Here is a 20,491-nt window from a genome sequence, read left to right on the forward strand (position 1 = left end):
TGCGGGGGCAGTACGCCCCCATGTGCATCAAGGGCTGCGTGCCTGCGTCAGGACATGCCGCGCGTCAGCAACCCTGCGAGCAACACCAGCGCCACGGCAAGGCCGGTTTCGCGGTTAAAACGGAACAGGCGCAGGCATTGCGGTGCATCGTGTTCATCAAGACGCATGACCTGCCAGGTCAGCAGCGCGGCGGGCACCGGCAGGCCGGCCCAGAATCCCCATCCCTGATGTGACAGGATAGCCGCCGCCGCAATCCCCGCCAGAGCGAGGGCGTAACATGTCCCGACAAACCCACGTGCCCTGCGTGCCATCAGGCGCGACGTGGATTTGACGCCAATGCGGGCGTCGTCTTCCATATCCTGAAAGCCATAGATCGTATCGAACCCCAGTTGCCACACGATGGTCGCGGCATAGAGTGCGCCTTGCGCAAGGTCGATCCGGTCCGCTGCCGCCGCGTATCCCAGTGGCGCGCCAAACCCGAACGTAAATCCCATCACCAGTTGCGGCCACCATGTCACCCGCTTGGCCAGCGGGTAAAGCGCCACCAACAGCAGCGATGATGCACCCAGTGCCCGCGACAGGGGATTGAGGCACATCAGGATGTTAAACCCGATCAGCAGCAGTGCGAGCAGGAACAGCCCGGCTTCGCGCATGCGCAGCGCACCGCTGGCCAGTGGCCGTCCGGCGGTACGTGCAACCATGCGGTCGATATCACGATCCCACATGTCATTGACCACGCACCCGGCTGCACGCATGACGATGCTGCCGATACCAAAAAGCACGATCAGGCGAAGACGTTCGCGCGGGGCCACATCAGCGGGCAGCAGGATGCCCCACACCCCCGGCAGGAACAGCAGCCATGTCCCGATGGGACGGTCAAGCCGCGCCAGCAGGGCATAAGGACGCAGTGGGGCCGGAAGGCGGCCGATCCAGCCGTCAGTACGGATGTCGGTATGCGACGCAGGCTGGGTCACTGCATGTATTCTCCCGGCGATAAGGCCCGACATGACGATGACGCCGGGCGACCTGACTGCTAATGCGGACACAGATGGGCCGGATGATCGTGCGTGGTCAAGTCCGGGCCGAGACGATAGCTGATACGATGGCCGATATGATGGCGGCCCCGAAACGGGCCACAGATGCGCCATAGACCAAAGGAAACATCATGAGGGACAGCCCCCGCCTGTTCATGGACCCACAGGCATTTCCACCCATGTGCCCTGATGCGGTGATCCGGTTGGAACCGGACCGGGCGCATTACCTGGGTAATGTGCTGCGCCTGTCCGCAGGCGGGCGCGTGGTTGTGTTCAATGCCCGCGATGGTGAATGGTCCGCGACCATAGAGGTGCTGCGCCGTGATCGTGGGGCAATCCGCCTGGTGCATATGGACCGTCCGCCAAGCGTGACGCAGGGGCCTGGGATCATGTTCGCGCCGTTGAAACGCGATGCGACCGAAATGATCATCCGTATGGGAACGGAACTGGGTGTGGAATGCTTTTATCCGGTCATTACGGAACGCACGAATACCCATCGCCTGAACGAGGGGCGCCTGTCTGCTATTGCGCGCGAAGCCAGCGAGCAGTGCGAACGCCTTGATGTTCCCGCCATCGCCCCGATCCGGCCGATGATGGAGGCGATTGCGCATGCCCCCACTGATATGCAACTGTTTGTCGCACTGGAACGTCTGGACCCCACGGCGCAGGAAAGCGAAGTTCCCCGTGCGTGTCCCGGCGATGCCCTGCTGATTGGTCCGGAAGGCGGTTTTTCACCGCGTGAACAGGACTTCCTGCGTGGGCGGCCCGCAACGCGTCTGTTGTCGCTGGGGCCGCTTGTCCTGCGGGCCGATACGGCGGCGGCGGCGGGGCTGGCCCTGATGGGGGCTGGTATCCGTATGGGAATGGCCGGATAGGGAGAGGTCCGACCGTTCTCTGGCATAGGGACCAAATCCGGTCCACAATGGTTTTGCATTCTTTCTGTAACGAGGATTCCCGCCACGTCATGTCCAATCCTGGCGATCAAGATATAACTCCGATCGAATCGGTTACCCAACTGGCCAGCCTGCTGGCGCAGGGGTCAAAACCACAAGATGCGTGGCGGATCGGCACGGAACATGAAAAATTCGGTTTCATCCGCCCCCAGGCCACGCCAGCGGGGCGCAGCCCATGGCTGCCACCACCATATGAGCCCGATGGCATCCATGCCGTCCTGTCGGCCCTGCAACAGGGCGAAGGCAGGGCGTGGCACGATATCCGCGACAAAGGGGCGCTGATCGGCCTGAAGGGGGCTGAGGCGCACAAGGGGGCCTCAATCTCCCTTGAGCCCGCGGGACAGTTCGAACTGTCGGGTAAGCCGCTGGCGACACTGCATGAAACCCGGACGGAGATGGACGGGCATTTCAACAGCCTGCATCCCATCTGTGACCGGCTTGGCATTGGGTTTGCGCCGCTGGGGTTTCATCCCTTCGCCCGGCGCGGGGACATGCCCACCATGCCCAAGAGCCGCTATGCCATTATGCGTGACTACATGCCAAAGGTCGGCACGCTGGGGCTGGACATGATGCTGAGGACCTGCACGGTGCAGGTCAATCTTGATTTCGCATCCGAACAGGATATGGCACGCAAGCTGCGTGTCTCCCTTGCGTTGCAGCCAGTGGCGACAGCACTTTTTGCGAATTCACCATTTTACGAGGGCCACCCCAATGGCCTTCTGTCGAACCGTGCCCATGTCTGGACCGACACGGATAACCGGCGTTCGGGAATGCCCGTCGAATTCTTTGCCCCTCATTTCGGGTTCGAGGCATATGTCGAATGGCTGCTGGATGTGCCGATGTATTTCATCATGCGCGATGGCAGGATTCATGATGTGGCGGGCCGGTCCTTCCGCGCATGGATGAAGGGTGAAGCCCAAAAGGGGCTGGAGGGCCTGACCCCGACCATGGGTGATTTCGAAGATCACATGACCACCGCCTTTACTGATGTCCGGCTGAAGCAGTTTCTTGAAATGCGTGGTGCGGATGCCGGGTCGCCCGAAATGATGCTGGCGCAGTCGGCATTGTGGGTTGGCCTGCTGTATGATGACGCCGCGCTGGCGGCGGCTGATGCCCTTGTGCATGAACAGCCGTGGGAGAGTTATGTCAGCCTGCGCGCCGAGGTGCCGCGTCTGGGTCTGCACGCGCCATGGGCGGGCGGAAGTGTGCGTGATCTGGCAAAGCGTATGGTCGATATCGCCACGGATGGTCTGCATGCCAGGGCGCAAAAGGACGCCACCGGACGTGATGAGGCGCATTACCTCGACCCCTTGCATGAAATTACTTCAGGCGGCCCGACACAGGCTGAAGCATGGTTGCAGGCCTATCATGGTCGCTGGGGTGGGGATGTAACCCGTATTTTTGACGAAGCGGCGATCTGAACTGTTTCAGGTGGGATCATCGCCAGTCAATGATCCCATCCGTTATTGAAAAAGCGCCTGTTAATAAAACAGGCGCTTTTTTCATGGGATGTGCGTCAAGATGGCCTGTGGCTGCGTATGGTCTGTCTGTTGTCTTATGCAGAGATATTTTTGAATATCGTATGATTTTATAAGAGACTGTTTGAAAGTCCACGCGCGGTAACATCCTGAAATTATAAAAGTTTTTGGTGAAGATTTTTCCAAAAACCTTCGAAAGACACTGCCTTTTTGAAAAAAATCAGTACCCAAAACTTTTCTTATTTTTTATTAACGGCCTGTTTTCAAATAGTCTCCAAGAAGATTTCGATGAAATGGTGCGTTCTGATATGGCGGCATCATCAGGCGCGCGCAGGGTAGGGATAAATATCCTCCTTGCGAGCAGGAAGGTAAAGAAACCTTCTGGTATGATTCTATTTCTTGCAGGATATTAGAGGGTATATATTTCTCTGTTTGGTAACTGTCAGCACAAAACAGCTTGTACAGATTACACAATATATCCTGATGTTGCCATATGGCATGAGTATCCAGCGTATCTTGATGGCATGATTTTAAAAAATATACGCATGGGACAAAGAATTATAGGAAATATGGCGCATCGTCAGGTTGCCCATTCCAGCACATATATAAAAATACTGGAATGGGATCATAATGAAATGAAGGGTATTCTTCATGCCGCCCATATCAGAAGACGGTCCTGGCTTATGTGAAATATTTTGTTGGCAGGAATATAAGGTAAATTTCAGAATTCCATCCTGACTCCTCCACGATATGTGCGGCCCAGAAGGTTGCTGTAGGTGGTATCCGCCGCAAGTCCGCTTTCTGGAACTAGAAGTGGATGGGAATTCGCCAGGTTTGTGACGTTAAGGAACAATTGTACTTTTGCTGAGTTCTGGACTGGAAGTGTGTATGTGCCATTGAGATCAAAGTAAAAAAGACCGGCGACATGATTGTTGTTGATAGACGGATAGTCGGCATTATATGCGCCGCAGGATGTCGTGCATGTCACATAGCTGTTGGAGTAATGTCCTGAACTGATACCATGCGCGACTGCGGTAATGCTGTAGCGTGATGTAGTATAGGATGCTGAAAAGCGATAGATCCACCGTGGCGGCCCAGATGAAATGTCCCCCGACGTATCGACAGCATAACCCAGCCCGGAGGCAGAGACATATTTCAGATAGTTGGTGGCCTGCCCATGGATGACGAAATACCCGTTTGCATTCTTCAGGATACGGCGCAAAGGAAACCGGTAGGAGGCATCAATATCAATCCCGCTGGTTTCAAGTTTTGCAAAGTTGAAGGGTGACGCAGACATGAGAAGGTCGCGTGTTCCGGTCGGGTCCGGTTTGATCGCAGCGCAGAACTGGGTATAGCCTGAATAGCATTCGTCAATAATGGTCTGCGGATAGAACTGCTCGATCGCATCCTTGATCTTGGTATGAAACCAGTCAACAGAAATGGAAAGTCCCGGCGTATAACGTGGTGTAATCACGGCCCCGATTGTTGTTGTATTCGCCTTTTCAGGCTTTAATTTCGTGTTTCCTGTTGTTCTTGACAGTACGGTTTCTGTTGCACCGGTCACCGGGTTCAGAACGGATGTTGTCTGGGATGTTCCGGCGTTATACAATTCATCAATATTTGGCGCACGGATATCATGTGATTCCGTTGCGCGGAACAGGATATCCTGGATTGGTTGCCAGGTGCCGCCAATTTTCCATGTCGTGACATAACCCGATGTCGAATAATCGGTTGCGCGCACGGCGGCATTGACCGACAGGCCCTTTGCAAGGGGTACTGCACCTTCGACATAGGCTTCCTTGACATCATAATGACCAAATGTCGGCAGAAAATTACCTACGGACCAGCCTGATTGATACTGGGTTGGAACGTATCCGGACGCACGTTCATCACGATACTCTCCGCCAACGGCGATATTGGCGTCACCAGCCCAGGTCGCAAACGGAATCATCGACAGGTTTACGCCGGATACGATTTCCTGAAATCTTTCCTCACGCCATGGGTTGCCCAGAACATAATCCTTTGCCGCAGTCGATATGACGCCGGTGCCCAACCAGTCGATGGGCGAACATCCGTTCGATGGATCAGTCAGCGACGAGGCACAGACAATCTGCCCTGTTGACGAGCGCACGGCATTGGTTGCATTCGCAATTTTTGCCGTATTCATGACGTTGTAAATCTGTTCCTTTGAATGCATGACCCCATATTGGGCATAGGCATTCCACGATGCAGGTTTGCCAAACAGCGTAAAATTACCTTCGCCACCAAATGTGTAGCGCTGTACCGATCGCCGGTTGTCAGTACGGCGATATGGCAGGTCGAGTGCCGTTGTCCCCAACGTTACGGACGAAACATTTTGCAATGCAGATGATCCCAGCGCATCAACAAGATACGGATTGGATCCACTTAGCTTGATGGCGCTCAGATATTGTGGCCCGGCGTTATAGATATATTCGCTCTGGTTGTATGAACCTTCACCATACAGCGTCATCCAGGGCGCGACGTCATAACTCAGACGTCCATAAATATTCTTTCGATCGCTCATCGGTTCGAGGCCAATGTCCTTGCCATCATTGGCAAGTGCATGATCGCCTCCGACCGTAACGCTTGAGGTCGAAAGAGAACCGTAATTATAGTGGTTTACGCTGCCCCCCTGACCGAAATAGATGCCACGGAGCGAATTCGTCACGCCACCGGTCGAAGAATTGATGATCCCGCCCGGAAGGGCATAGTTCGTGCCTGCATTGCCAACCCTGATATAATACGGTTGCCCATTACCGCTTGCATATTCCGGGTTCGCAATAATGCGCTGGCCATTAAAATTCCAGGGGCGGTCAACGCTGTAGATGCCGTCCTGATGGGCGTAATCACCGCTCAGCAGGACATGGCCCTTGCCATGTGCAAAACCAAATCCGCCCGTCACCGCAGTATGGTAGTTTATGCCGTCACCATAGTCTGAAATGCCGGAATCCCCGTCAATTTTCAGCCCTGTATAGGTCTTGTCGAGTACAAAATTGGTAACGCCCGCAACCGCGTCCGAACCATATTGTGCGGATGCGCCACCCGTCACGACATCAACACGTTTTACCAATTGCTGGGGGATTGTGTTGATATCGACAATGCCCGTAATGGCTGAAGGCGTTATACGTCGCCCATCAAGCAGCACGAGCGAGCGTTCCGCCCCAAGATTTCGCAGATTCAGGGCATTGATCCCGGCAAGTCCGCTACTCAGCGACAGTCTTGAATTCTGTGGTGTCGTGCTGCCGGCAAATTGCGGCATTTGGTTGACGAGATCAGCAAGGTTGTTGCTGGGGGCCTGGTTCTGGATTTCGCTCTGGCTCAGGGAACTGATGGGTGTTGGTGACTTGATGCGTGAATTGGCAATATGGGTTCCCGTCACCATGATAACTTCGCTGTTTGAAGGGGTCTTTTCCTTCTTCTGTAAGTGTGAACCCTTGGCGGAAGCAGGGGGTGTTTGAGCAGAGATAGGCTGTCTTCTGCCTGTATCTGGCGTAACAGGTGGTGGCGATGCCGCATGGCCCTGTTCCATGAAAAAGATCACTGCCCCAGAGGATATGACCGTAAAGGGCAATAAATGGATTTTTAAGCGCTTTCTTGTCGTCATTGTCCTGCCACTCCTGAATACGATCGTGAGCATATCAATATGTTACGATTCCGAACTGAAGTGTGCGTCCTGATAAAGAAAAACGTCTATTTCGAAATTAAGCGTGGTAAATAGCTTTTGGTTATGTGGTGAGTACAGTAAGTGCGGATGGTGTGAAGTGGTGAAAAATTTCTATATATTTTAATGTGTTATATTGTTTGTTGTAAATTTCTAAAATAATCATCAAAACTTCGTTTGAAGTGCTGTATCTTACTGATGGATCAGATGAATAATGTACATTGGTTAGATCATATCCACGATTTTCGATGAGGTCATATCCGAAATATGAAGCGTGCGGGACAGAAGAACGCGCCATACGGTGTGTGAACGTTCAACGGATTGTGTTGCGTGGACCGTTACGCCCGTTATCGTGTCCGGTGACGCATGAAGATGCCATGAAACGAACCTGTCCTGTGTCTGGGTTGAAGAAAATCCATATATTGGAATTGATTTCTGGAACTCTGGCGCGATTTCAGGTTGGGTTCATTAATAGTGACTTTTATTATCAAGAACTGAATTCAATCGTTATTGTATAATAAGAATTATTTTCGTTTATGAAATGGCTTGAGCATGATGGCTACTTTGCTGCATACAGTAACGCATGCGAAAGTTCTCGACATTGACGGATCAGGAAATCCTTGCCCTTGCCATTTCAAACGAGGAAGAGGATGGCCGCATCTATTCTGATTTTGCCTATGCCATGCGGGAGAAATTTCCCGACACCTCGAAAATTTTCACTGACATGGCGACAGAGGAGGATCAGCACCGCCGTGACCTGATCGACCTGTATGCCAGCCGCTTCGGCCAGCATATTCCCTTGATCCGGCGGCAGGATATCGCAGGTTTCCTGATCCGTAAGCCTGCATGGCAGATCCAGGGGCAGGGGATTGATGCGGTGCGTCGCCATGCCCGCCAGATGGAACTTGATGCGGCGCGGTTTTATCGTCAGGCGGCGACACGCACGACGGATATCGCAACGCGCAAGCTGCTGGGGGATCTGGCCCTGGCCGAAGACCGGCATGAACAGGCGGCAGGCGCCATCGAACTCGATCGCCTTCCTGCCTCCAAGCGCGAGGACGAGGACGAGGACGCCCGCCGCCGCTTTGTCCTGCAGATCATACAGCCCGGTCTTGTGGGGTTGATGGATGGCTCCGTCTCCACGCTTGCGCCGGTTTTTGCGGCCGCGTTTGCGACGCACCTGCCGTGGAATGCGTTTCTGGTGGGAATGGCTGCCTCTGTCGGGGCAGGGATTTCCATGGGCTTTGCAGAGGCATTGTCCGATGATGGCAAGCTGTCCGGCCGTGGTGCGCCGCTTTTGCGCGGATTGATCTGCGGGCTGATGACAACGGCGGGAGGAATCGGGCATACGCTGCCGTTCCTGATCGATAATTTCACCACGGCCCTGATGGCTGCCATCGCTGTGGTGGTGGTCGAACTGTTCGTCATTTCATGGATACGCTGGCGGTATCAGGATACGCCGTTTGGATCGGCAATCGTGCAGATTGTCATTGGTGGGGCGCTGGTATTTGCCGCAGGTGTTCTGATTGGCAGTACGGGCTGATCCGGTCGGGCCTGCCGTTTTGAGACTGTTTGAAAAGTCTGGATCGATAACGTGCTGAAATTATGAAGGTTTTTGGTGAAGGTTTTTTTAAACTTTCAGAAGACGCCGCCTTTTTCCCAAATAAGGCGGTACCCAAAAACTTTTCTTTTTTATCAATGATCTGTTTTCAAATACTCTCTTTGCCTTGATCTTGACGAAGTGATCGGGCAGGCACGTGCATGCGCTTTTTCTGGTTGGATCATTGCCCGATGAAACATCGTGACCGTTCTTCTCTGTTGCGCCTGCGCTGCATGCGCCCGTTCATGCTGGTGATGCCCTTGGTGCTTGGGCTTGGGGCCTATGCCCAGCCAGCATCGGCACAGGCGCAGATGGTCGTAGGCGCCTCGGATCAGGACCATGCCCTCATCAATCGAATCGAGGAACACCTTAACACCATCACGCTGCTGACCGCGCAGTTTCATCAGGTAGCATCGGATGGAAAGCAGTCCACCGGCACTGCGTGGCTGGACCGCAGGAATCGTCGCATGCGTTTCCAGTACGATCCACCCAGCCCGCTTCTGCTGGTTGCCAACCATGATCAGGTTGTCTTTAACGACAGCGAACTGGGTCAGACCACGACGATGCCAATGGACAAGACGCCGATCGGCCTCCTGCTGCGTCCGCATCTTGAACTGTCAGGCGATGTGCGGGTGACAGCCCTGATGCATGAGGGGCCGGAGATCGAAATTACATTGGTCCGTGCTGATTCGCCCGGCGATGGCAGCCTGACGCTTTTGTTCCAAGAGGATAAGGGGCTGCGCCTGCGGGGATGGATCGTTCAGGATGCGCAAGGGGAAAGCACGCGGGTGGACCTGCTGCATGCCACCGTGGGGGGGGCGGAACCGCCGGATCGCCTGTTCAACACGGATATTGGCGAAAAATAGGGAAATATAATTTCCACACGCCTCGAAAACACAAAGAGTTTGGAAAAGTCTTTTCCCAAAAGCATCATGGGGGCGGCGCAATCTCGAAAAAAAGCTCCCCCCAGGATGCATGATTCCCTGTCACTGTGCGTCGCGTGTCAGTTCCAGCGCACGGGCATAAACGGTGCGTCGGGGCAGGTTGACGATGCCTGCCACCAGTGACGCCGCATCCTTGAGCGAAAGCGATTTCAGGGCTTCGCGCAGATGGGTGTCCAGATCCTGTGGTCCCGTATCATCCGCCGGTGGCGGCCCAAGGATGACCGTGATTTCCCCCCGGGCCGCATGGTTCTGATAATAGTGTGCCAGTTCGCCCACCGGCCCACGCCTGACTTCCTCAAATCTTTTGGTCAGTTCGCGTGCGACAGCAGCCGGGCGATCCGGGCCAAACACCGCTGCAAGCGATGCCAGCATTTCCGCCAGGCGATGCGGTGCTTCGTGCCAGACCAGTGTTGCCGAAAGTCCCGCCTGTTCCGCCGCGCGCAGGACCGACAGGTTTTCACGGCGTGCGGCATCGCGTGGCGGCAGAAAACCGGAAAACATGAAGGGATGGGGGGGCAATCCCGACAGGGTCAGCGCCATGACGGCGGCATTGGCCCCCGGCACCGCTGTGACATGCCCGCCACCTGCGATAACGGCGCGCACCAGACGATATCCAGGGTCCGACATCAGGGGGGTGCCGGCATCGGAAATAACGGCGATCTTGCGCCCCTGTTGCAATTGTTCCAGCAGGCCGGGGATGCGGTCCTGCTCGTTATGGTCATGCAGGGGGCGTGTGCGTGTCTTGATGCCGTGCGCCTGCAGAAGCTTCGCACTGGTGCGCGTATCTTCGCACAGGATCAGGTCAGCTTCGTTCAGGCATTGAACGGCGCGTGCGGAAATATCGCCCATATTACCGATCGGCGTTGCCACCAGCGTCAATATGCCTGCATCATGCGACGATATGACATGCATATCCTCCATCCCCGCATGACGTGGCTTCGCATCTCCGCTATGGATCGTCGCGGATCGAGATTGCAAAGGCGAAAGAAATGAGTCGTCAGACATTGGTAACCCGCAAGCTTGGACAGGATACTGTTTCTGCCACTCAGGGATTTCCTTGCAAGGCCTTATTGCTGGCCGGGGTCGTTATGTCCACGCTCGCGGCATGCGCCGGTGGGGGGGAGGGGACGAAGACCCCTCATGCCGGGCGGAATGTTGGCGTGCTTCTGCCGCTGACGGGTAATAATGCGCGGCTGGGGCAGGAAATGCTCAGTGCCGCGCGTATGGCCATGAATACGCCAACGGCCCCCAAACTCGATATCCACGACACGGCCGCCCCCGGTGGTGCCACCGCTGCGGCACAGGCTGCGGTGCAGGCGGGCGACGGGATCATTCTTGGTCCGTTGACGGCAGGGGATGCAACACAGGCGGCGGCTGTCACGACGCAGGCAGGGCTGCCCATGCTGTCCTTTACATCCGATGTGTCGGTCGCACGTTCCGATGTCTGGATACTGGGTATCGCCCCCGAACAGCAGGTCCGTCGTATGGTCGGGGCCGCCATCCGTGAAAACCGGCAGCATTTCGCGGCCTTCCTGCCCAATACGGCGCTGGGGCACGCCATGGGCGATGCCCTTTTGCAAAGCTGTAGCGAACATGGCCTGCAATCGCCCCAGATCATGTATCATGGGACAACACCGGCTGAAATTACCGCACAGATAAAGACACTCTCTGCCTATGACAGTCGCGCCGCGAGTGCGGCGACACAGGCGGCGGCGGCTGCCCCGGTTGAGGCCCCACCCGCCGGTGTCGATCCAGCCAACCCTGAATCAACACCGGCAGACCCCGTACCGGCGCCCACATCACAGCCGGCAGACGCATCCACCCTGCCGCCACCGCCATTCGATGCGCTGCTGCTGGCGGATACGGGGCTGCAACTTGGCCATGTGATCGAAGGGCTACGGGTGGCGCAGGTTTCCCCATCCCAGATACGGATCATGGGACCGGGCCTGTGGGGGGCGTTCGCGGGCAAGCTGGCGCAGTTGCATAATGCCTGGTACGCCGCGCCGGACCCGGCAAGCAGACAGCATTTCGTGCAGTTGTTCATGGCGCAGTACCACCATATGCCAACCCCGCTGGCGGATCTGTCCTATGACGCGGCGGCCCTGGTCAAGGCGCTGGATCAGGTGCCACCAGCCAGCGGCGCGCGGAATGGGTATTCGCTACCGGCACTGACCCGTAATGAAGGGTTTTCCGGGGTGGATGGCGTCTTTGGCTTTACAGCCAATGGCCGGACGCGCCGTGATCTGGCAATTTTCCAGATACTGCCCGAAGGAGGGAGCCAGATGGTCCAGGCCCCTTCGGGACGGCTGCAGAACGGCACGAACTAAGCATAAAAAGCACGGGCGGGAACTTTTCCCGCCCTATGGCGTCAGGCCTGTCAGGCTGCGGCGCTCATGCCGCAGCGGTCGCACCACAGGACAGCACGGGACGTATGGCGTAAAGCGCGGCTTCAAAGCTGCGATAGGACGACAGGCGGCGTTCGCGCAACTGGTCGATCAGGACCCAGCGCATGCCTTCGGGCTGGATCATGTAGGCCGGGTCAGCGTTTTCACGGACCCAGACAAGCACATGCTCGATGCCTTCGCCATCTTCGGCCGAAGCGACATCAACATCACACAGTCCCATGCAGGTGCCCGCTTCCAGCCAACGCATCAGATATTCGTAATGGCGGGGCAGGAACCCCTGTCGAAGCGGAATAACATTGGAGGCAGGAAACTGATGATTCATCATGCTCATGATGTCGGCCCTCTGACATATCCTATGCGTTAACAGCACGTCTCGACCGTAAGTCTTGCATGAGTACTTGCCAAACTGAATCTGTCGCAGGAAGCCGAAGAATGAGGCAGAAATTGCCAAGCGTGACAAAAAAGCAATGCTTTGTTGCGCTTTAGAGTCGTTAATTGACCATTAATTGTTCAATTGCCCATTCCATCGGCGGTGCAGCCATAACCAGCTGCCCGGATGTTGGCGTATTTTTTGTTCAATGTAATCGTTGACCTGCTGCGTCAGTAGCAACTGATCCTGCTTGCGATCGCCCGTATCGGGCAGCGGCAGTGGCGGGGAAACATGGATGCGCAGGCGGGCCGGGCCTAGTCGTTCCACATATCCCGCAATGACCGGGCATTCCTGTCGCAGCGCCATTGCCGCCATCGCGCTGGCGGTCATTGCGGGCCTGCCAAAGAATCGGGCCTCGATTCCATCATTCATCTTCTGATCGACCAGCATCCCCAGATGGCCACCACGGATCAGGTGCGCCAGTGCCTGTCGCGCGCCGCGCGCGCCCTTGGCAAACAGGGGCACGGCCTGTCCCATAGCCTTGTTACGCAGATCGCATAGCATCCGGTCCACATAGGGGTTGTTCGGCGCACGGTAGAAGGAAGAGAATACCAGCCCATAGCGTGCCACAGCCGGAGGCAGCATTTCCCAGTTGCCGATATGCCCCGATACGAACATGACCGGTTTGCCTGTATCGGCCTGTGCGCGCAGATGTTCGGCGCCAACAACGTCCCATCCGGGGCCGGATGCAGGATTTTGTGGAAGCTGTGCAATGTGGGGAAGTTCGCCGGCATTACGGCCGATATTTTCCCACATGTCGCGGATGATTCGCGCCCGTGAACGACGGCCCAGATGTGGCATGACATAGCGCAGGTTGGCATCAGCCACTTTTGAAACCGGCAGCCACGGGCCAAGCATGCGGCAGGTCCGGCCCGCCACGTTGGATGCCTGTTCCGGCCGCATGCGCCGTAATATGGCAAGCAGGCCAGACAGTAGCGCCGCCTCTATCTTCATGTGGCGCGGTGGCGGCCTGTCATGCGCCGGGGTCACTGCCCGGCCTTTCGCAACCAGGTATCCAGCAGGCGTTCAGGCACCTGTGGGTTGGTCCAGCAGAGTGAAACCCCGATGGCTGTGACCTTTGCCTGAAAATCGGGGGGCAGGCGGACAAAATCCTTGGGCGTCGTAACCAGTCGGGCGTTCATCGCGTGTGCGGTCTTCAATAATTGTGCCAGTTCGGCAGGGTGATAGGGGTGGTGGTCGGCAAAGGCGACGCTCTGTCGCATATCAAGGCCCAGGCGGCGTATCCCGTCGAAGAATTTGGAAGGCCGTCCGATTCCCGCGAATGCCACGACATGGCAGCCCGCAGGCAGATTGCTTCTTTCCTGCTGCAATGTCGCATGATGGCACGGCAGGTGGGGGGCAAGGTTGCCGAGCACGCCGGTCCGGTCCTCACCGATCAGCAGCACAGCCTGCGCGCGTGACAGGCCGGACGATACGGGTTCACGCAATGGCCCGGCCGGAAGCACGCGTCCATTGCCGAATCCCTGATGGCCATCCACCACCACGATGGAAAAATCACGCCGCAGGCCGGGATTTTGCAGCCCGTCATCCATAATCAGGCAATCAGCCCCGTCCGCGATCGCAAGGCGTGCGGTCTGTGTCCTGTCCGCCCCGACATAGCACGGGGCCACCTGTGCCAGCAGCATGGCTTCGTCGCCCACATCGCGTGCCGTATGCATCCCGGCCTGTACCCGCACGGAATGGCGTATGTCGCCCCCATATCCCCGTGTCAGGAATGCAACCCGGCGATGACGGGTAACAAGTCGGCGGCCAAGGTCCAGTGCCACTGTCGTCTTGCCGGTTCCCCCTACCGTCAGGTTGCCGCAACACAGGACGGGCACCGGTGCGCACCATGGGTGGCGGCGCTGACGCAGGGTGCCAATGGCGGCATAGAGCCATGACGCAGGGGAAAGCAGCCCTGCCGGAAAATCGTGCCCCCCGGCCCGCCAGTCCCAAAAGCGTGGAGCGCGCATCAGTGATACACCGCCTTTATGATCCCTGTGGCGACACGTCGGGCGACCTGCGTATCATTGGCTGCCACGCACTGGCTTGCCCTGATGGCGTCGCGCAACCTGTCCTGGTGGGAAAGCATGTCCACCACCCAATGCGCCAGTTCATGCGCATTGGTCACATATGTCACGGCCGCGCCCAGCGTCATGAACGCCTGCCGGAAATTGGCGATCGACGGGCCGCTTGCCAATGCGTTGCCAAGGCGTGCTGGCTCCATCGGGTTGTGGCCACCCCCCTGTGGGGCAGGCAGCAGGCTGTTCCCCATCAGGACCGGGCAATGCAGTGCGTAAAACAGGCCCATCTCCCCCACGGTGTCGCATATCCATATGCTGTCCTGTTCGCCGGGAACCTGCCCCAGGGCGCGACGCGGGATGTCTTGCCGCGCCATTTGCATCACGGCTGCCCCGCGTTCGGGATGGCGTGGTATCAGGATCGTCAGCAGGTTTGTAACATGCTCGCGCGCCAGGGAGGCTGCATGCAGGATGATTTCCTCTTCACCTGGATGCGTGGAGGCCGCGATCCAGACGGGACGCTGGCCAATCTGGCGTCGCAGCAGTGCAAGGTCCGTGTCTACCTGTGGGGGCGGGGCTGCGTCCTTGAGGTCGCCAAGCACCGTGATGGTGTCGCGTCCCAAGATACGGAAACGTTGTGCATCCTCTGCCGAACGTGCGCATGCCCATGTCAGCCTGCGTAACATGGCGCCGATCAGGCAGGGCAGGCGTCGCCACATGGCGAAGGATCGATCGGACATGCGCCCGTTTATCAGGAGTACGGGGACATGGTCATGCAGGCAGGCCGCTGTCATGTTCGGCCATAACTCGCTTTCCGTAAGTATTGCGGCATCGGGGTGCCAATGGCGCACGAACCGACGCATCCACGCGGGTACGTCCAGCGGTACGAACTGATGGATGATCCGTCCCCCATGGGGCAGTCCGCGCATGCGTTGGGACAGCAGGGCTGCTGACGTGGTGGTGGCCGTGGTGACAAGGAAATGCAGGTCCGGCCGGTCATGGTGTAATGCAGCGATGACGGGGAGTATGGAGAGGGTTTCACCCACGCTGACAGCATGCAGCCATAATAACGGCCCGTCAGGGCGCGGGCAGGTTGCGATCCCCTGCCGTTCGCCCACGCGCGCGGCGATTTCCTTGCCCCTGCGAACGCGCCGCGCAAGATGGATACGCAATATGGGGGCAAGCATCGTCGCCACCCCCGCCCACGCGGCGGATGACAGGTGGCCGCATATCCTGTCGCGGAATGTCAGGCTGCACGGTTGCGGTACATGCGTTTGCATGTTCTTGCGGTAGCATGGGGGATGCCGGGGCGAAAGTGCAAGCTGGTGTGCCCTTTACCCCGGCATTCCTTCAGGCATCAAGAAAGCGGCGCAGGCCAAATCCCTGTGACTTTTCGTTCAGGACGGAAGGCTGATATGCCACGGTAAAGCGTGTATGCGCCTTTTCCCATACGGAGGGGTCGGCATTTTCAGCGATTTCGACCGTAGTGATGCCACAGCGCAGCATAAATTCGTACTGGTCAGGCAGGGCATGCCCGGTTGCGCGGATTTCTTTGGTGAAGTGCAGATGCTCACGCAGGGCGCGGGCCTGGGTAAAGGCGCGTCCATCGCGAAAGCCCGGAAAGTCCACATTGACCAGCCCAAGGCGCGGCAGCACGGTGTTCAGGGTCGCCACATCCGTGTCGGGATTCAGGCGTACGCCCACTGGTGCGGCACCAGGGCGCGCCAGTGCTTCTTCCACCCGGGCGAATAATACGATGACCGCCCCGTCGGCAGGACAGGGGGCATCATCAGGGACATGTACCCAGTCATCCGCGACGATCCGGCCATTTTCAAGCAGGGGCATAGACAGCATCCTTGAAGACGGCAGCGCCAAGCCGCCGATAGGTATCAACAAACCGTTCGCCGTCGTGTCGATGCACCAGATACGCATCAATCAGCGCCGCGATGGCGTCCACGGTTTCGTCCTCTGGCAGGGCCGGGCCGATGATCTGGCCAATGGCGGCATCATTTTCACCCGACCCGCCCAGCGTAAGCTGGAAATATTCCTCCCCGCGCTTGTCCACGCCAAGGATGCCGATATGGCCTGCATGGTGATGCCCGCAGGCATTGATGCAGCCGGAGATATTGATGCGCAATGCGCCGATGCGTTCCTGCAGGCCGGGATCGGCAAAGCGTGCGCTGAGCTTTTGCGCAATGGGAATGGAGCGCGCATTCGCCAGGGAACAGTAATCCAGTCCCGGGCAGGCGATGATGTCCCCCACAAGGCCGATGTTCGGCGTTGCCAGTCCCGCCGATGCGAGTTCCTGCCACAGCGCCAGTAACTGGTCCTGCCGCACATGGCCCAGCACGACATTCTGCATGTGGGTAATGCGGATTTCGCCAAAGCTGTAACGTTCGGCAAGCCCGGCGATGATATCCATCTGATCCGCCGTGGCGTCACCGGGAATTCCGCCATCGGGTTTGAGCGAAATGACCGCAGAGATGAAACCGGCGACCCTGTGCGGATGCGTGTTGGTGCGCACCCAGCGGTCAAAGGCGGGAGTACTGGCACGACTGGCCTGCAATTTCTGTGCCGCATCGGCGGGGGCATGCAGGTCGGGCACGGCGAAACGTGCGCGAATGCCCGTGACAATGGCGGGGTCCAGCCGATAGCGCGCCCGGTCCATCCGTGCGAATTCGGCTTCGACCTCTTCACGAAAACGCTCGATCCCAAGGGCCTGTACAAGGATCTTTATGCGGGCCTTGTACATGTTATCCCGACGCCCGTGCGCGTTATAGACACGCACGATCGCCTCCAGCCATGCAAGGAGATCCTCTTCCGGCAGGCCATCATGCAGCAGGACGCCAATGACCGGCGTGCGTCCCAGCCCGCCACCGACATATACATCGAACACCGCGCGACCGTCATCGCCGGGGCGGGCGATCAGGCCGACATCGTGGAAACGTGCCGCCACCCGGTCATGGGGGCTGCCGGTGATGGCGAATTTGAACTTACGCGGCAGGAAGGAAAATTCCGGGTGCAGGGTGGACCACTGGCGCAGGATTTCCGCATGGATGCGCGGGTCCAGAACCTCGTCCGCCGCAGCCCCCGCGAATTCGTCGCATGTCACGTTACGGATGCAGTTGCCGCTGGTCTGGATGGCATGCATGTCCACAGCCGCCAGTCGGGCAAGGATATCGGGGGTATCCTCCAGACGTATCCAGTTGAACTGCAGGTTCTGCCGGGTGGTGAAATGCCCGTAATCCCGGTCATAGGTGCGCGCAATCTGCGCCAGTTCACGCATCTGTGCCGCACCAAGCATGCCATAAGGGATAGCCACACGCAGCATATAGGCGTGCAGTTGCAGGTACAGGCCGTTCATCAACCGCAATGGCTTGAACTGGTCCTCGGTCAGGTCGCCAGCGATACGGCGCGCCACCTGGTCGCGGAACTGCTCCACCCGTTCATGCAGGAACGTGCGGTCCACCTGGTCATAGGCATAACGGCCAACGGCTGGGGCCAGGGCTGTGTCAGGCATGGGGGGTATCCTCATGTGAGGGGACGAAGTGTGGATGCACGGTGGGGCCAAAGGCGCGAATGCGTTCCCGCACCGTAAGCGGGGTGATCCCCGCCGCCTGATCCGCAAGCTGCACGCCGTAAACGCCCACGACGCCCTGATCCTGCTGGTGGCGGGCGGTATCGGCGATCACGGTTTCAATCCGGTCGTTCGGCCATGTCGCGGCGCAGGCAATATCCACGGACCATGTTCCCTGATCCGTCAGCCAGACGATCCGCCCATCAAGCAGGCGATTGGCCGTGATGACGCTTGAGCCTGCTGTTGTGCGGCGGTTGTTCCTGACATCCACTTCTGGTCAATCCCTTTCAGGCGAGGCAGGCGGCATATTCCACCCTTATGGATGGAGGCATGCTTAATTCATACAGTTATGTGTGTATATTTTATATTTACGCATAAATCCAGATATATCGACCGGCATGACCATGGTGACGGACCATCCCGCAAAGGGGCGGGCAGGGCGGTGGAAGGTGCCCATCCGCCCCGTCCGCCCATCCCTCAGGCGTTGCCGGAAGTGGGCTGCGTCAGCGCGGTCGTCTGGGTGATGAACGTGACAAGGTCACGTGCGCTCTCGGACGGGTCGCGTTTTTCTGTCACCAGACGCAGTGCCGGTTTATCGGGGGCCTCATACGGGGCATCAATCCCGGTAAAGCCGGTAATCTTTCCCGCGCGGGCCGCTGCGTAAAGTCCCTTCGGATCACGTGTTTCACAGGTTTCCCGTGGGGTGTCGATGAACACCTCATGGAACCCGTCCCCCACGATCTGGCGTGCGCATTCGCGATCCGCAAGGGTGGGGGAGATCAGGGCAACCAGCACGACCTGCCCACTGTCGGCCAAGATACGCGCCACGGCCGCCGCGCGACGGACATTCTCGCGCCGGTCCGCTTCGCTGAAGCCAAGGTCGGAACACAGGCCCGCGCGCAGCGTATCCCCATCCAGAACCGAAACATCGACCCCGCGTGAGAAAAGCTGCATTTCCGCCGCACGGGCGATCGTGCTCTTGCCCGCACCAGGCAGGCCGGTCATCCAGAACACGCCACCACGATGCCCCTTGGCCTGGGCGCGATCCCATGTCGATACCGTGCTGCCGGTCGGGTGGATTGCCCTTGTCCCGGCGGCGATGTCCGCAACACCGATCAGCGGCACACCGCCGACGATCTGCTGGTTGCGGTCCACCAGTACGCCACGCCCGTCCGCCGTTCCCGGCACGAAGGGATCGAACTGCATCGTTTCGGACACCGCCAACGTGATTTCGGCAAAGCCTTCGGGCGGGACGATATCGGCAGGATGTTCGGTCAGGTCCTCCAGCCGCACGACGGAATCAATGGATGCGACCGTTACCTGATGTTCCGCCGTCGCCAGGCGCAGGCGGAAGCTTTCCCCCACACGCAACGGTTCCTGACGCAGCCAGAACAGGCGTGCACGCACGCGCGCGCTGCTCAACGGGGCTTCGTCAGGCGGGAACAGGAGGTCGCCGCGATCGGGGATCACATCGGGTTCCAGCGTGATGGCCACCGATTGTCCCGCGATGGCAGTGGTCTGTGGCGCGGTATGCCAGCTTTCGATGGTGGCAACGCGGGCCACCGTGCCATGGCGTCCGATCACCACGCTGTCACCGATATGGATGCTGCCGCGTTCGATACGGCCAACAACAACGCGTTGCGTATCAAAGCGGTAGACGTCCTGCACCGGCAGGCGCAGCGGCAGGTCGGCACGTGACGAAGGCGACGGGACAAGGGCCAGGGCCTCGGTCAGGGTGGGGCCTTTGTACCAGGCCATCCGTTCCGAACGCGATGCGATATTGTCGCCTTCGCGCGCGGAGGCCGGCACGAACAGGGTCGGTTCAATCTCCAACTGCTTGAGCAGGGCGGCCACACTCTTTTCCGAGGCGGTGATTTTCGCTTCGTCATAATCCAGCAGATCGACCTTGTTCATCAGGACGATCACGTGGCGGATGCCGATCAGGCGCAGCAGCATCGCATGGCGGCGGGTCTGTTCCTGTGCGCCTTCGGCGGCGTCAATCACCAGCACGGCCGCTTCGGCATCGGCGGCGCCCGTGATCATGTTGCGCAGGAACTGCCGGTGGCCCGGTGCGTCCACAATGACGAACTGCCTGTGTCCCAGACGGAAGGGAATGCGCGTGGAATCGACTGTCACACCCTGGTCACGCTCGATCTGCAGGCTGTCGAGCAGGAAGCTCCATTCAACCGCCAGGCCACGCTTGGTGCTGGATTCAATGATCTGCGCCACACGTCCGTCAGGCAGGCTGTCAGTGTCGTAAAGCAGCCGCCCGATCAGGGTGGATTTGCCATGATCCACATGCCCGACGATGACGATCGGTGTCGCTGCCTCCTGCGAGGCGGGAGGGGAAATCGTATTCATGTCCTT

16 protein-coding genes are annotated in these 20,491 nt (G+C 58.3%); 5 read left to right on the plus strand and 11 right to left on the minus strand.

All coding sequences use genetic code 11. The features are described 5' to 3' along the window. Positions 1–47: 47 nt before the first annotated feature. On the minus strand, positions 48–974 hold the full coding sequence (ubiA, locus tag FYB92_RS08320) for a 4-hydroxybenzoate octaprenyltransferase (RefSeq protein ID WP_332828462.1): 927 nt from the start codon (positions 972–974) through the stop codon (positions 48–50). A 191-nt stretch (positions 975–1,165) separates the two neighbouring features. Between ubiA and FYB92_RS08325 the strand changes: the two genes are divergently transcribed. Both FYB92_RS08325 and FYB92_RS08330 read left to right on the plus strand, forming a co-directional pair. Then, complete coding sequence (locus FYB92_RS08325) at positions 1,166–1,909, plus strand: RsmE family RNA methyltransferase (protein ID WP_332828463.1); 744 nt, start codon at positions 1,166–1,168, stop codon at positions 1,907–1,909. A gap of 89 nt (positions 1,910–1,998) precedes the next feature. Then, positions 1,999–3,408: a glutamate--cysteine ligase gene (locus tag FYB92_RS08330; protein WP_332828464.1), complete on the plus strand. Its 1,410-nt coding sequence runs from the start codon at positions 1,999–2,001 to the stop codon at positions 3,406–3,408. Positions 3,409–4,186: 778 nt separating this feature from the next. Here FYB92_RS08330 and FYB92_RS08335 read toward each other — a convergent pair. After that, positions 4,187–7,123: a TonB-dependent receptor domain-containing protein gene (locus FYB92_RS08335; RefSeq protein ID WP_332828465.1), complete on the minus strand. Its 2,937-nt coding sequence runs from the start codon at positions 7,121–7,123 to the stop codon at positions 4,187–4,189. 607 nt (positions 7,124–7,730) lie between these two features. Here FYB92_RS08335 and mbfA point away from each other — a divergent pair. Together mbfA and FYB92_RS08345 are read left to right on the plus strand one after the other, a co-directional pair. Further along, on the plus strand, positions 7,731–8,690 hold the full coding sequence (mbfA, locus tag FYB92_RS08340) for an iron exporter MbfA (RefSeq protein ID WP_003620304.1): 960 nt from the start codon (positions 7,731–7,733) through the stop codon (positions 8,688–8,690). 302 nt (positions 8,691–8,992) lie between these two features. After that, on the plus strand, positions 8,993–9,613 hold the full coding sequence (locus FYB92_RS08345; RefSeq protein ID WP_408891875.1) for a LolA family protein: 621 nt from the start codon (positions 8,993–8,995) through the stop codon (positions 9,611–9,613). A 120-nt stretch (positions 9,614–9,733) separates the two neighbouring features. On the opposite strand, the gene rsmI is transcribed toward FYB92_RS08345, so the two are convergent. Further along, positions 9,734–10,612: a 16S rRNA (cytidine(1402)-2'-O)-methyltransferase gene (rsmI, locus tag FYB92_RS08350; protein ID WP_332828466.1), complete on the minus strand. Its 879-nt coding sequence runs from the start codon at positions 10,610–10,612 to the stop codon at positions 9,734–9,736. A 167-nt stretch (positions 10,613–10,779) separates the two neighbouring features. Between rsmI and FYB92_RS08355 the strand changes: the two genes are divergently transcribed. Then, a complete protein-coding gene (locus FYB92_RS08355) occupies positions 10,780–12,018 on the plus strand; it encodes a penicillin-binding protein activator (RefSeq protein WP_332828467.1) in 1,239 nt (412 codons plus the stop codon). Between the two features lie 64 nt (positions 12,019–12,082). Here FYB92_RS08355 and FYB92_RS08360 read toward each other — a convergent pair whose 3' ends face one another. From FYB92_RS08360 to cysC, 8 genes are all read right to left on the minus strand, one after another. Further along, positions 12,083–12,421 carry a hypothetical protein gene (locus FYB92_RS08360; RefSeq protein WP_003620298.1) on the minus strand — a complete coding sequence of 113 codons (339 nt, stop codon included), beginning with the start codon at positions 12,419–12,421 and terminating at the stop codon, positions 12,083–12,085. A gap of 177 nt (positions 12,422–12,598) precedes the next feature. Beyond that, positions 12,599–13,480 carry a lauroyl acyltransferase gene (locus FYB92_RS08365; protein ID WP_247066117.1) on the minus strand — a complete coding sequence of 294 codons (882 nt, stop codon included), beginning with the start codon at positions 13,478–13,480 and terminating at the stop codon, positions 12,599–12,601. 32 nt (positions 13,481–13,512) lie between these two features. Next, positions 13,513–14,499 (minus strand): tetraacyldisaccharide 4'-kinase, encoded by a 987-nt coding sequence (gene lpxK, locus FYB92_RS08370; protein WP_075595272.1) that lies wholly within the window; start codon positions 14,497–14,499, stop codon positions 13,513–13,515. Further along, positions 14,499–15,827, minus strand: a complete 1,329-nt coding sequence (locus FYB92_RS08375) for a 3-deoxy-D-manno-octulosonic acid transferase (RefSeq protein ID WP_247066088.1) — start codon at positions 15,825–15,827, stop codon at positions 14,499–14,501. The genes lpxK and FYB92_RS08375 overlap by 1 nt, the downstream gene beginning before the upstream one ends. Positions 15,828–15,897: 70 nt before the next feature. After that, positions 15,898–16,392 (minus strand): DUF934 domain-containing protein, encoded by a 495-nt coding sequence (locus tag FYB92_RS08380; protein ID WP_075595270.1) that lies wholly within the window; start codon positions 16,390–16,392, stop codon positions 15,898–15,900. Then, positions 16,379–18,067, minus strand: coding sequence for a nitrite/sulfite reductase (locus tag FYB92_RS08385; RefSeq protein ID WP_332828468.1), 1,689 nt, complete (start codon positions 18,065–18,067; stop codon positions 16,379–16,381). The genes FYB92_RS08380 and FYB92_RS08385 overlap by 14 nt, the downstream gene beginning before the upstream one ends. Further along, positions 18,060–18,395, minus strand: a complete 336-nt coding sequence (locus FYB92_RS08390) for a DUF2849 domain-containing protein (protein ID WP_003620288.1) — start codon at positions 18,393–18,395, stop codon at positions 18,060–18,062. The genes FYB92_RS08385 and FYB92_RS08390 overlap by 8 nt, the downstream gene beginning before the upstream one ends. A 206-nt stretch (positions 18,396–18,601) precedes the next feature. Next, positions 18,602–20,485 (minus strand): adenylyl-sulfate kinase, encoded by a 1,884-nt coding sequence (gene cysC / locus FYB92_RS08395; RefSeq protein ID WP_040510829.1) that lies wholly within the window; start codon positions 20,483–20,485, stop codon positions 18,602–18,604. Positions 20,486–20,491 lie beyond the last annotated feature (6 nt).

The organism is Novacetimonas sp. GS1, assembly GCF_036686925.1.
Lineage (GTDB): Bacteria > Pseudomonadota > Alphaproteobacteria > Acetobacterales > Acetobacteraceae > Novacetimonas > Novacetimonas hansenii.